The following is a 13,255-nucleotide window of genomic DNA, read 5'->3' on the forward strand; positions in this document are numbered from 1 at the left end:
CCACCAATAATTCAGTTAACTTATTTACACATATCCCCTTCCAACTTGAAGCAGCGATGTTGTCTGTCTACCGACAACGCCAATGACGTTGAGCGGGGTTCCTGACGGTTAATACTCTAACGTGATAATGAGTTAACGCCAATTGCCTTGGATATATTTGTACACTTCATTTTCCGCGGCCTTTCGAGGGCGGTGCCAAAGACGACGAAAGGTGTTAATCAGCGGCAGTTGCGGCGGTAACCATTGGAGTGTGCTCTCAACCGGGCAGGCGGTATCTCGCCTGACTGGATTGATAACAAACGTGGCTGAGGTGTGAAGTGGTATGGGGTTATCGGAATATCCATCTGAGTCTTATGGATATTGGCGAAAGGTGGAGGGGAAATATCGCGTTGCCTGGTTAATTAGGCTATCGCATCGTGACCTAAGGCGATCACCCGCAAGCTTCTTACACCTTGAGCACCGAAAATTAATACCCCTTCAATATCGGCGGTTGCCGAAGGGCCAGTCACTAATACGGCATATTTGGCATCAAAAAATGCGCGGTTACGATAGGCTACATGCAGATCAGGGACAATAGTGGCAATATCCAGTAACACCACCAGATGTTGAGCCAGATACCCCAGTGAGTTCACACATAACTCCTCCTCACTGAGAAATACTGACCCCGTTTCAGCGACACCAAACCGCCCACGAACAATCGCTACATCAATATCTTTGAGTGATGAAGGTACGGTATTAATAGTAATTTCACGATTTCCCGTGATACCGGCAACCGCAGAGCAAACGGAAGCGTCTGCGGCAAACAATTCGGTAATATAGCGAGTTAAAGCGGCATCATCCGGTTGTGTATGAATAAATGTGGTATCCCATATTCCCCCCATGATTTTGAGCATTTCACCAAATTCATGAGATGAACCAAGTGTGTCTGGCGAAAATGTGGGAATAGCAGGCAGTGGCGTTGCCGGGATCATATGTTGTTTCACCGCGTTCAAGATTTCGCTGCGATCACTCATTTTTATCTCCTGGTTTCTGTCGTTCGGCGAACCAACTATGGAATGTTTTCTGTGGAGACTCGGGCACTTCACGCGCCTCCCCCCAAGCATTTAGTGGATTATAGAGAATGAATCGAGGGATTTTAGGCAGCAGAGTGTTGGCAGTATTGAGCATTTTGCGGTAAAGCACTGGATTAGCCATGACTTTACCCGCCGCTTTCATGGCACTTTTCTTGGCAAAGGGGAGCTTATTATTTGCGGCGACAATTTCACGCCATTTATAGATCTGTTCATGAATGTTAATACGAACGGGGCAAACCTGAGTACAACTGCCGTTGAGTGTCGAAGCAAAGGGCAACGTGCTGTATTTCTTCAGATCCATACTTGGATTGATGATAGCCCCTATCGGCCCGGAATAGACTGCGCCATAACTGATCCCCCCACTGCGACGATATACCGGGCAGGTATTCATGCAAGCGCTACAACGGATACATTTTAGCGAGTACCAGAAATCCGTCATTGCCAGCCGCGCGCTACGGCCATTATCCACCAAAATAACGTGCATCTCACCGCCTTGACGCGGCCCACGGAAATGGGAGGTGTACTGGGTAATGGGCGAACCCAGTGCGCTACGTGACAGTAACCGTATGAAAACAGCCAGATCGTCCATCCGAGGCACCACTTTCTCAATGCCCATTGAGACAATATGCAGGTTCGGCACATTTGCGCTGAGGTCTGCATTACCTTCATTAGTGCATACCGTGATACTGCCGGTTTCAGCAACCGCAAAATTACAGCCCGTCATTCCTGCTGTTGCGCTTAAAATCAGTGGCCGGGTGGTTTCACGTTGCTGTTCGGCAAGATAGTAAGGGTCGGTATTATTCGGGTCAGTGTGCAAAGTACGGGCAAATACTTTGGATACATCTCGCGCCAGTTTATGTACTGCCGGGATAACGATATGGCTCGGCATTTCATCATCCAGCTGCTGTATCCGTTCGCCGAGGTCAGTTTCAACCACCTCAATACCGCGCTGTTCGAGATACGGGCGCATCTCACACTCTTCAGTCAGCATCGACTTGCTTTTTACCAGCGTTTTTACCTGATGTTGAGAGAGAATTTGGTGGACGATGTGATTGTGTGATGCGGCATCCTTTGCCCAGTGAACTTTCACTCCGTTAGCCAATGCGTTGCGCTCAAACATCTCAAGGTAATGATCAAGATGAGTCAGCGTATGCTCTTTTATTTCTGATGCCAATGTACGCAGGGTCTGCCATTCAGGAGTGGCTTTCATTTGGGCATCACGCTTTTTACGCAAACCCCACAGACGGTTATCAAGAAATGCCTGATGTTCAGTGGTCGCCAAAAATACGCGAGAACCTTTGACATGATCAATTGCTTTCATGGTCACTCCTCAGGCACTGTCGCCATTGAGAATCTGGGCAATATGGATAAATTTCATATTTAGCCCCATACGCTTTGCACACCCGTTTTGGTGCATAAGGCAAGACATGTCTGCTGACACAATATATTCAGCGCCGACATTGTGGTGGTCAGTCACTTTGTCATAGCCCATTTTCGCGGAGACGGGGGCTTCGGTGACACTGAAAGTCCCACCAAAACCACAGCACTCATCAGGTCTTTCTGGCATCACGAAATCAATACCGTTGACTTTGTTCAGTAGCGCCATTGGCTTGGAGAAATGCACATCGTCAACTTCAGAAATGCTGGCATGTTTGATGCCACGCAGTGCCGAGCAACTGTTATGTAACCCGACTTTGTGAGGGAAATTCGCCCAGGGAAAGTCTTGCACCTTGAGTACGTCATGTAAGAACTCAACCAACTCCCAGACATTGCGACGAACGCGGCGTGTTTCAGGGCTTTGTTCAATTGCAGTAAGGTGCTCGCGAATATGGTGTACACAACTGGCTGAAGGGCCAACAATATAATCATAATCGCTAAAATTACTGACAAATAAGGCTTCAGCACCCGCAGCATCACTGGCACAGCCACTGTTGGCCATCGGCTGTCCACAACAGGTCTGTTGCATAGGATAATCAACCTCACAGCCCAGACGCTCAAGTAATTCGAGTGTGGCAATACCCACTTTTGGGTAAAAAGCATCGATAAAACAAGGGATAAACAGGGCAACTTTCATTTCCGACCTTTCCTGTTTACCCCGCTAATTTGTTGCAATTAACGGGGTATCAAAGAGTGTGGTTTATTGGTATTGCATATAAACGACATGCGTTTGCAGATATTCTTCCAGGCCATGCCGACCATCAGCCCCACCAATACCCGATTTGCGCCATCCGGCATGAAAACCTTGCATGGCTTCAAAATTCTCACGATTAACGTAGGTCTCACCAAATTTCAGATGCTTGATCGCGCTCATGGCGACATTAATATTTTGCGTGAAGATAGAGGATGTCAGGCCATAGTCACTGTCATTTGCCATACCAATCACTTCATCCAGAGTATCGAAGGTGGTGATTGGCAATACCGGGCCGAAGATCTCCTCATGCATGATAGCCATCTCCTGGCGGACGTGGCTCAATACTGTTGGCTGAAAGAAGTAGCCTGTTCGTTGCTCTCGCTTGCCACCGAATACAACCTGAGCACCTTCACTGACGGCCTTAGCCACTTTTTCTTCGACCCGCTGAAGGGCGGCTTCAGAGATCAATGGTCCCATATCAAGCTCACGTTGCTGTGACGGATCACCGAATTTCACTTGTTTGAAAGCAACCAGCAATTTTGACATAAAAGCATCGTAGACCCCCTGCTGGACATAAACACGTTCAGCACAATTACAGACCTGCCCGGTGTTAATCACTCGCGAGCTGACAATAGCTTTTACGGCCAAATCCAGATCAGCATCCGCCATCACAATAGCCGGCGCTTTACCGCCTAATTCGAGAGAGACTTTAGTGACATTTGGAGCGCTGGCAAGCAGTGTCTGGACGCCAGCGGTAAGGCTGCCGGTTAAACTTATCATGCCGACATCTTCATGCGATGCCAGGGCTTGCCCCACCACCGGGCCATAGCCAGTAACCAAATTGAAGACACCTTTTGGCAGGCCGATTTCATGTAGGATCTCGGTAAAAATAATGGCACTCAGCGGGGTTAATTCGCTAGGTTTGATCACAATGGTATTCCCGGTGATCAAGGCAGGGGCGGCTTTGCGCGCAATCAAGAAGAACGGAAAATTCCACGGCAAAATACCAACAGTGACGCCAATGGCTTTTTTAAACACAAAAATATTTTCATTTGGACGATCGCTTTGTACTATTTCACCTTCATAACGACGCGCCCATTCAGCCATGTAATCCAAATAATCAGCGGTGAAGAGCACTTCGGTTTGTGCCAATCCATGCGTTTTCCCGCCTTCTGCGATAATGGTTTGAGTCAGTTCGGCCTCACGCGCTCTGACAGCCGATGCTATTTTATGCAGCCAGACACCGCGCTCCACGGCGGGTAGTGCTTCCCAGGCCGGTTGGGCTGCTTTGGCGGCCTTAATAGCCGCTTCAGCCTCTTCTGCTGTACCTTCAGGGATCTGCGCCAAGCGCTGCTCAGTGGCCGGATTGAACACGTCAATCCATTTATCACTGTCATGGGCAATAAATTTCCCGTTGATATACATAGATTTTCTTATTATTGTCATGGAATATTTCTCCGCAGATGTTGTGGGGCACCATTTGTTAATTAATGGGTTGTATTTTGTTAATTTATAGCAATGTTACGCATTTGAGCGTTTTATACCTTTCTCTCAGTGCCAGGGACGGGCTTTTTATGGCAGGAATGTCATAGTCGGTTTAACTGATTAACAATATTTATAGATGGTGATATCGACAGTTTTTTAAGCTGAGCGGCGATTAAACAATGTGTTTAAATCAGTGTGAGGAATGATTAGAAAGGAAAATATATTTGCTGATCTTGGTGTTAACCAACAAGAGGCTGTATTGCTTTATGCTGAGGTCATGCGAAATAGATAACACGTTAGCGATAGGTATTACTTAAACGTCGTATATTGGTGCTATTGACTATCTGACTTATCATTTAATCCATTCCTTTTTCTTGAAAGCATCACCGCGATAACGCCTTATTTTTACAGAAAAAGATCAACCTGAGGCGGGCTAATTTTGCACGACAAAGCCCCGCAGGGTTATCGTCACGCCGAGGTGACAAAATCCGTTGCAGGGATTAGCCGCTTGGCATTGACCAAAGCGCACGATCGTAGACACGGCAATCATGCCGCGGGCACAGTGGCTCTGGTAATAATAAGTAAGCAATGGTGAACGAGGCAGAGCATCGCAAGAGGCTCCGGGTTCTTTGGTGACCGGCAGTTCCGGCCTTGTTCAATTCACCCGGCTTAAGAGATTGGCCCTCCAAGGGAGTAATTAATCTCCCCGTCAAAGAGGTTGTCATCGAGGATTCAGCATCCACAGATACACGGGCAAGTTAAAAAAGTCTTCACGACTTAAGTCTTTTCTATTTTCCCATCGTGCGGCTACGGTAACGGCCCTCGTTGCTGTCACAAATAAACGTGCAGATACTCCACCAAGCATAGAATGGCCATCGCCTGGCCATAAGGCATGGAGGTGAGGGGTATCTGGCGGTAGTAGTCTGCGTTTTTGCCCATTGCAGTACCGAACGAGACTTGCATCAGCTCACCGTCAGCATTGATCTGTTTAACCACGCCCTGTAGCGCTTTCTCCGCGACCACCAGATACTTACCATCAATGTAGCGTTTGCGTACCGCCTTTAGGATACCGCATGCGAAACCGGCGGAGGAGGAGGACTCCAGATATGATTCAGGATCATCCAGCAGCGTGTGCCACAAGCCACTGTGGTGCTGGCATTGCGCCAACGCCGCCACCTGGCTCTCCAATACCTGGATCAGGAAGCGATGTGTGGCATCGTGTGCCGGTAGATCCAGCAGTTCGAGAAACTCTGGGATTACGATGGTCAGCCAACTGTTACCGCGTGCCCAACGGGCGTTGGCAAAGTTATGTTTCCCTTCGAAGCTCCATCCGTGAAACCACAAACCGCTTTCTCGTTCCATCAAGTACTGAACGTGGATCAAAAACTGATACTTGGCCTCCTCCACATACTGCGGCCGGTTCAGCAGTTTTCCTATTTTGGCCAGCGGTAACACACTCATCATCAGTGTATCGTCCCACAGTTGCTGATGGTTCTCTTCCGCCAAAGTGACGTGCTGCATCCCCCCTCGCTCTGTTCGTGGCATGTCGTACATCAGCCAATCTGCCCAATGCTCCAGATAAGGTAACCAGCGGGCATCGCCTGTTTCCTCATAACGGTAGGCGAGAGTAAGAAACGGGCAGACCGTATTGACATTTTTAGTGGGCGTGCCCTCGCTAAAGCGCGCAGTGAACCAGTCGTCAATAATGGCTCGCATTTTTAGGTCGCCGGTCTGGCGGTAATACTGGTTAATACCGTATAAGCCGATACCGTGCGTCCACTCCCAACCGCCCCAACCTTTGGTATCGATCACACGACCATCGTCAAGACGCAGCAGGAACTCACCAGTTTCATCCGTGATATTGATCAAATTATCCACCAAGCGGCCAATCAATTGATGTAACGCCTGACGGCTGATAAAACGCGCTGGCTGGCGCAGTAACGGGCTGTCTTTTACGGGATATACCAACATAGCGATGTCCTCTTGAACGTTAAGGTTAATGTGTCAGGCTGTCCGCCGTTTGTTGCTCTGGAATACCATTAGGTAATGGCAATGCAGCAGGTTTATTGCGGTTAAGGTAGCCAATATTGTTGTTCCCCCACAGCGATTCATAGGGCATTCCTGCCAACATTTCGACAGTAGCACGCGCCTGTGGCGTGATGTTGGCGGGTACGACATTACCCGCAATACGCATTTTTTCAGTTTCCTGACGCAGCACATTGTGGGTGGCCAGGTTGAGTTTGAAACGTAGCGAGACCGTGAAACCAACTGCCAAAACGGCCAGAGTACCAATGCTTAGGATCATCAAAATGGACTGGCTAACTTCGGGTGTCTGCTGGCCTTGACCGGAAACAAACCCTGACAGTTGCAAGATGATGCCAACCAGAATCACCGCACCGGCCTGCGATGCCTTACGGGTTAGAGTCATTATGCCGGCAAAGATGCCTTCACGACGTTGGCCAGTGACCACTTCGTCAACATCGGCGATATAGGTATAGATGTTCCAGGGTACGTAGTTGATACCACCACGCCCTAAACCGGCAAGGCCAGAAACCAGCAACAACAAAGAGAACACATCACTGAGGTTAGCGTAATACAGCACGACGTAGGAGAGGGTTCCCATCCCGAACAGTACAACCACCATGCGGTAAGAAGGGGCGGGACCAAAGCGGATACACAGCGGGATCATGGCGATCACCGCGACGAATTGCATGATGGCCATGACCCCCATCAGGTTGGAGGCAGTGGAGGCACTTTGCATCAACACGAACACCACATAATAGGTGAATACCGCATTGAAAACGTCCTGTGCAATATAACCACCTAGATACATCCCCAAATGCTGACGAAAAATACGGATACGCAGGGTGGAAGACAGCTCAACGTACAGCCGTTTCAGGCTCTGGATCAGCGTGAGTTTCTGTTTCTCGGCCTCCAGCGCAGCGGCAGATTTTTGCTCCGCAGGCCGTTCCCAAGTGAAGAAATAGACTAGCGTCAACACAATGGCGCAGATGATCGAAAACACTAAGCTGGAGTAGAAAAATGAAACGGCATTATCTTTGCCAAAGTAACTGAGCAGAATACCCGGCAAAAACGCGGCAAGAATGGCCGATAATTGTGCCAACGCAATACGCGCACCGGAGAATTTGGTCTTCTGCTTGAAGTCATCAGTCATCTCCGGCACCAGTGTTTCATATGGCACAAGGATCATGGTGTAGACCACATCAAAGAAAAGGTAGGTCAGCAGGTAGTACCAGTAACTCATATCGCCGACCCACATCAGGCTATAGCTAAAGACCAATGGAATACCGAGCAGGATAAAAAACTTACGACGGCCGAAGCGTTTACCCAGCCAGGTAGAACCAAAGTTGTCCGTCAGATACCCCATCAACGGGCTGACAATGGCATCGAGCACCCTTGCCATCGCAAAGATAAAGGTAGCTTCGATTGGGCTTAGCCCACAGAACGTAGTATAGAAATACAGTAGCCAGGCAGCAGTAAGTGCCGTGGTACCCGCACCGAGAAAATCCCCAGAACCGTAGGCAAGATAGTTGGATAAGCCTATTTTACGTGTTTTCATTGTTGCCATCCCCATAGCCACAGACATCACGTGTTATCTTCCCCGCAATATGCTGGGAATATCTGCAACATACCGCCATGACTGAGGGAACACCTTTGTGTTTTTGCCAGTTATTGCGCACCTGTGGCAAAGATAAAAAGGATTGGCCGATCAATATCTCTAATTTTATAAAACACTGTTTTATTTTTATGCGTTAATCAACCGTTTCCGCTCAGTCTTTGACCCGATGGGATGCCATTATTACTGCGTGGGGAGGCGGGATCGGCATACCCCTTGCCACTGAGTGGTGGTTATGTGCCAGCCAAGTGCCACCCAGCCAGATCCGATAGGAACGCGAAATACGCACTCTATTGAACCGCAATTGAACAGTTTGAACGTGCTATAAGAGAATTCAGATGTGCTGGCGCTGGCGTTGATAAGTCAGGGGCAGACAGCCTTCGGTCAACAATTGGATGGACAATTATTGCCATTCAATGATGTTATCGATTAATGATATTTCGCCAAAACTATCCCGCTATATCAAGTCCTGAAAGAAAATCGCTCTAGCCAGAGGGATATAAAAGATGACCATAGTCCAACTCTTTTCTCAGAATTAGACCGTTGAAAGGCTGATTCTCAGAAAAACCAAGATCCCATAGTTAATGCAATCACCGATACTCATCAATATGACTAATATTATTATCAATACAGCCTGACATCATGGCGTCTCCTACCGATTTGAATGCTCCCTTCACCTCAGCAAAAATGAGGTCTAAACTTATCACTATCTATTATTTACAACAGTGTCAGTTGAACTGCATAACATTATTATCGGCACATTTATTGAGCGAAAATTATATTTTTGATACTCAGTTAACATATTGAATATTCTATTAATTTATAAATTCTCACTAACACCAATAAAAATTAGGCATAGGTTAGTGACATTAGTGAACACATTGAGCGAAATACACACCTACTCTTTATATTACCTTTACTTCGCTGAATGTTCCTTTACCCAATACAAGGCGCTCCTATGATCAATCCTACGAAAACATTTGATAAGTTCAACTCTCCGGATTACACGTCCCACTTGCGCAGTCATATCCAAGGCGCTGAAGACCATCTAAAAAATGATTCAAATGAACTACGTCAATGCTCGCCAGAACAAATTCTATATGGCGAATACCAAAATGCTAATGCGCCACATGGCCCGGTTTTGTATGCTGCTAAAGGTGAGCACTGGAACGGGGTGTCACCAAAATTCCTTGAGTTTATTAATACTTTCAAATTATCACGCGAGCAAATGGGATATGCGGAATGTGGCTATGGAATCCAGAAACACCGTAGTTTTATGCGACAACTCATTGAGCGTGAACATCATCTAACTGACCGCCTTTCACCTAGTGAATTGGACATTGATGTTGGCTGTTTTGCTACGACAACACGGCTGGCGATGTACGATCTGGCCAAGGTGGCTATACGTTATGCACGCGAGAAGTACCCCCATCTATCGCCAGTAGCGCTTGTTCCTACCCCAGGCTGGGATTATCGTGGAATTCTTAAAGATGTCGGTTTTGAAGTCGCCTACTTACCTATCGAACCCAAAAATGGGTGGCTTCCAGACCTTGAACAATGGGCGCATATCGTTAATGAACTTTGCGCCGCTGGCAAGCATATTGCTTTTGCCGTCTCAAACCCACAACACAACCCGACAGGAAAACAGTGGCCAACCACGGTCACCCAATATTTATTAAACCTGTGCTTACAAGAAGATGCCTATCTGTTGTTGGACGATGCCTACTATTGCGTACACGACCCACGCGTACCTGTTGTTAATCATCTTAAATCGATCCTCAATAGTTTTGATCAAAACAGCGGTATTAATGCGCTGGCTGAGTCGGGGATGTTCGAACGCTGGATAGCGACCAGACCGTTCGGCAAGCAATTTAGTTGTAATTCTATGGGGGTTGCCGCTATCACGACATCGCCCAAGTTGTTACGACAACTCAACCGGGAATCGTGGGTAAATCGCTACCATACCAATACCCACAACGCCGAGATTATGTGTGCCTGGCTTGAGACGCCAGATGCGGCTGATTGGACGATTGAGACTGGCTTATTTTATACGCGCCAGAAAAAGCTCGTTCAAACGTACCTGAAAGAAACCCTGGGATGGCCGGATGATGGTGTATGTGTCGGGCCATCGACCTCTTACATGTTGATCAAAATTCCGAAGATATATCAAGGCTCGCTAAGCAGTATTGATAAGTTTCGAGATGACCTCTTCTACGCCACAGGTACGCTGGTTTCTGCATCCCTATTCAACCAATATCAAGCAGAGAAAATCCCGTTTGTCCGTCTGCACTTGGGCAGTCACCCCGACGTTATTGAGGAGTTTCTGAGTCGTTGGCAGAGGGCGGGGTTACATTATGATCAGGAGCAGATGCTTCCTGGAAAATCAGCCATGCAAAAGCCTCTCTCCCCGCGGAGAATGCGGACTTGCGTATAGATGAGACATATTTGTTGTAAATAATTCACAGCCAGATAATTTCTACTAAGAACGTTAGAAAAAGTTAAATGTCGCATTTTAAGCTTCAAATCCAATGAGGCTATAAAAAGCCGGTTATCCATCAAATGCGCCGGAGAATAAACCGGTGAAGCCAGGGGCCAGCGAGCACCTTGGCAAGCAATAGCACCCTTAGCGACGGCACACGTCGCTAAGGTGTAAAACACCACACAAGCAGCAGGCCGAATAGTAAAGCAACATCCTATAAATAAACGCATACCTTCGCTGGGCGCTTTAGCAAAGAATACAGCGATAAATTGAATTGATTACGGCAACAATCATGTCAAAACACGGAGTTTCGGTGAATGATTGAATAAAGCGAACATTAGGAAAACCGAGAATTCACTCTCTCACAGAACAAAACCAGCGGCTTAATTCCGCTCGCGGGTTTTGCCTAAAGGTGAGAGAAAAATTAAATTCAGTACACTCACCATCGGTTCTGCCAATCGACTGGCGGTACTGCCAATCAGGATTCATTTCAGCGTTGAACGCCTTTTCAGGTCGCCCATAAACCACACTTTCAATATGCTGATGAAGCAGTGTCCAGGCTTGACGCTGTTGCCATAACGATGAAAAACCCTGTAAGAGTGCCTGATGATATTGCAACAACCCCAGTAACGAAATGGAGAAAAATAGCGCTGCAACTAAGGCTTCAGGTAAGCTAAATCCGTATTGATGACACCGCTGGCATTTAATCCCCCTTCTCACTGGCCGTTGCTGGTTTCGAGTTGCGATGATTAATAAAGACAAAATTGTTCGTCCCTGTTTGGGCAAAAATCCAGCCATCCATTAGGCACTTTAGTTAATTGATAGCTACCCTTACGCTCGATGACCGCATCCATGCTGACGCGTTGATAAAGTATTAAAGGTGAGTTCCCCGCAAAGGGGAGGCTCTCACCCCTTAGGATAAAAGAATTTGCCAGTGATGAAGGCTTAATGCAGGCGGTTAAGCCATATCCCCGATGTACCACACAATGCCATGCAGCACCCGCTGGCCAAGGTATTGTCACCGCCCAATGTTGGCTCATCCCCCAATTTAGTGATGAAGCAGCCTGCTGATAAGCACGTAAATGCTGCTGTTCTTCCATTGTAATTTTCTGAATGTTATCTAACTGACGCTGTGAGGCTGATAGCACAAACAGGCCAAGAGTGAAAAGTGCCACCACCGCAGCCAATGAACTACTCCCCCGCTCATGCTGCTGACTCACAAGTTATTACCGCGCACGAGATGGGTAATCTGATGACGAATGGCAGGATTACCTGTCTTTTGCCCAGCCAGGCTAATGCTGAAAAACGTGTCGGTGTCTGAAAGTTGCCTGGATAGATAGTTGACTGAAAAATGCGTTACAGTCACTTCCTGCGGGTCAAATAACCGCTCCCAACCACTGCCATGACAATTCAACTCACCGCGCTGGCCTTCCAATGCCCGATTACGCAAGCGGTAGCCAAAATATTCGGACTCTTTATGTTTCGCGCCCTCCCATCGGCCATTACGGTTGAGGTCATAAGCTACGATCACGCAAGAATCCTTCATTTCGCCCAAATAATTTCCCGTTGTCACAGCATTGCCCAAACACTCGCCGCGGCAAAACCCCGCCCTGTGTATGTCTTTTTCCAATACCGCCATCACCTGCCTCATCACCAGCTCCAGACGATAGTGGTGTTGTAGCATCGATACTTGCTTGAGTAATTTGGGAAAAACCTGAGTAGCACTTAACACGATCAAACTACCAATACTTAATGCCAGCATCATTTCTGGTAGAGAAAAACCCATCGCAGGAATTCCAACTGTTCTGACTATTTTTGGCATAAACGAATTCCGCCAAGTGTTTTCCCCTCACTACACAACCTCATCCTCCCACGGGCAGAGATTACCAGACGGATTCTCCCTACCGGGTTACTCAGTATGATGCTGCCTGCTTGCGCAGTGTGACGCACACCATAAAAACCCATCTCTTTTTGCATCAAACTCGAGATAACGACATCAGGATAAGGAGGAGTAAATACGGTGTTTGTTGTTAAAGAACAGGGCAATATCGGTTTATCTCCGCTACCTAAACACCCTTGCCCACTCTGTTGTACCCATAATAATGCAGTACGGTTACTACGATGAGCTTGTGCCTGTAAGTGCGTTAAGAAACCCAGTAATTGACGTGCGCTATCAGCTAGCCTTTCCCGTTGACGGTAATGATGCCAACTTTGTGATGCCCATACCGCCATACTGCCAACCAGAGCAATAACCAACAGCAGTTCAATCAAGGTGATACCTTGTTGTTTTACAATAGAATAACCTAGTGTAAGAGGTGTTCTATTTAATCTTATGTTCGTTTTCATGCCACGAGTTTACGTGGCTGGATTTTTAGGTCGATAGGCTAATAACGAGAGCTGGAAGGGTTACGCAAAATTTTATTTACAAATACATAAATGCAAAACTCTAT

11 protein-coding genes are annotated in these 13,255 nt (G+C 47.4%); 1 reads left to right on the forward strand and 10 read right to left on the reverse strand.

Going from position 1 to position 13,255, the window contains the following annotated elements; all coding sequences use genetic code 11:
• Nucleotides 1–401: 401 nt before the first annotated feature.
• From AT01_RS08015 to AT01_RS08040, 6 genes are all read right to left on the reverse strand, one after another.
• The gene (locus AT01_RS08015; protein WP_042546751.1) at nucleotides 402–1,013 is read right to left on the reverse strand and encodes a LutC/YkgG family protein; all 612 of its coding nucleotides are present in this window, start codon (nucleotides 1,011–1,013) and stop codon (nucleotides 402–404) included.
• Nucleotides 1,006–2,394, reverse strand: coding sequence for a lactate utilization protein B (locus AT01_RS08020; RefSeq protein ID WP_042546752.1), 1,389 nt, complete (start codon nucleotides 2,392–2,394; stop codon nucleotides 1,006–1,008). Before AT01_RS08020 ends, AT01_RS08015 begins: the two co-directional genes overlap by 8 nt.
• A 9-nt stretch (nucleotides 2,395–2,403) precedes the next feature.
• Nucleotides 2,404–3,147 carry a (Fe-S)-binding protein gene (locus AT01_RS08025; protein ID WP_042546753.1) on the reverse strand — a complete coding sequence of 248 codons (744 nt, stop codon included), beginning with the start codon at nucleotides 3,145–3,147 and terminating at the stop codon, nucleotides 2,404–2,406.
• A gap of 63 nt (nucleotides 3,148–3,210) precedes the next feature.
• A complete protein-coding gene (gene aldA, locus AT01_RS08030; RefSeq protein ID WP_042546754.1) occupies nucleotides 3,211–4,650 on the reverse strand; it encodes an aldehyde dehydrogenase in 1,440 nt (479 codons plus the stop codon).
• Nucleotides 4,651–5,520: 870 nt separating this feature from the next.
• Entirely contained in the window at nucleotides 5,521–6,660 is a 1,140-nt protein-coding gene (bglB, locus tag AT01_RS08035; RefSeq protein WP_042546755.1) for a beta-galactosidase BglB, read from the reverse strand.
• 25 nt (nucleotides 6,661–6,685) lie between these two features.
• A complete protein-coding gene (locus AT01_RS08040; protein ID WP_042548547.1) occupies nucleotides 6,686–8,269 on the reverse strand; it encodes an MFS transporter in 1,584 nt (527 codons plus the stop codon).
• Between the two features lie 1,015 nt (nucleotides 8,270–9,284).
• Between AT01_RS08040 and AT01_RS08045 the strand changes: the two genes are divergently transcribed.
• Nucleotides 9,285–10,760, forward strand: coding sequence for a pyridoxal phosphate-dependent aminotransferase (locus AT01_RS08045; protein ID WP_042546756.1), 1,476 nt, complete (start codon nucleotides 9,285–9,287; stop codon nucleotides 10,758–10,760).
• Nucleotides 10,761–11,159: 399 nt separating this feature from the next.
• On the opposite strand, the gene AT01_RS08050 is transcribed toward AT01_RS08045, so the two are convergent.
• The 4 genes from AT01_RS08050 to AT01_RS08065 are packed head-to-tail and all read right to left on the reverse strand — an operon-like array spanning nucleotide 11,160 to nucleotide 13,151.
• Nucleotides 11,160–11,525, reverse strand: coding sequence for a prepilin-type N-terminal cleavage/methylation domain-containing protein (locus AT01_RS08050; protein ID WP_042548548.1), 366 nt, complete (start codon nucleotides 11,523–11,525; stop codon nucleotides 11,160–11,162).
• A gap of 29 nt (nucleotides 11,526–11,554) precedes the next feature.
• Entirely contained in the window at nucleotides 11,555–12,025 is a 471-nt protein-coding gene (locus AT01_RS08055) for a YgdB family protein (RefSeq protein ID WP_042546757.1), read from the reverse strand.
• Complete coding sequence (locus AT01_RS08060; protein ID WP_042546758.1) at nucleotides 12,022–12,627, reverse strand: prepilin peptidase-dependent protein; 606 nt, start codon at nucleotides 12,625–12,627, stop codon at nucleotides 12,022–12,024. Before AT01_RS08060 ends, AT01_RS08055 begins: the two co-directional genes overlap by 4 nt.
• Nucleotides 12,615–13,151, reverse strand: coding sequence for a prepilin peptidase-dependent protein (locus AT01_RS08065; RefSeq protein WP_042546759.1), 537 nt, complete (start codon nucleotides 13,149–13,151; stop codon nucleotides 12,615–12,617). Before AT01_RS08065 ends, AT01_RS08060 begins: the two co-directional genes overlap by 13 nt.
• Nucleotides 13,152–13,255: the final 104 nt, after the last annotated feature.

Source organism: Yersinia aldovae 670-83, assembly GCF_000834395.1.
GTDB classification, from domain to species: Bacteria; Pseudomonadota; Gammaproteobacteria; order Enterobacterales; family Enterobacteriaceae; genus Yersinia; species Yersinia aldovae.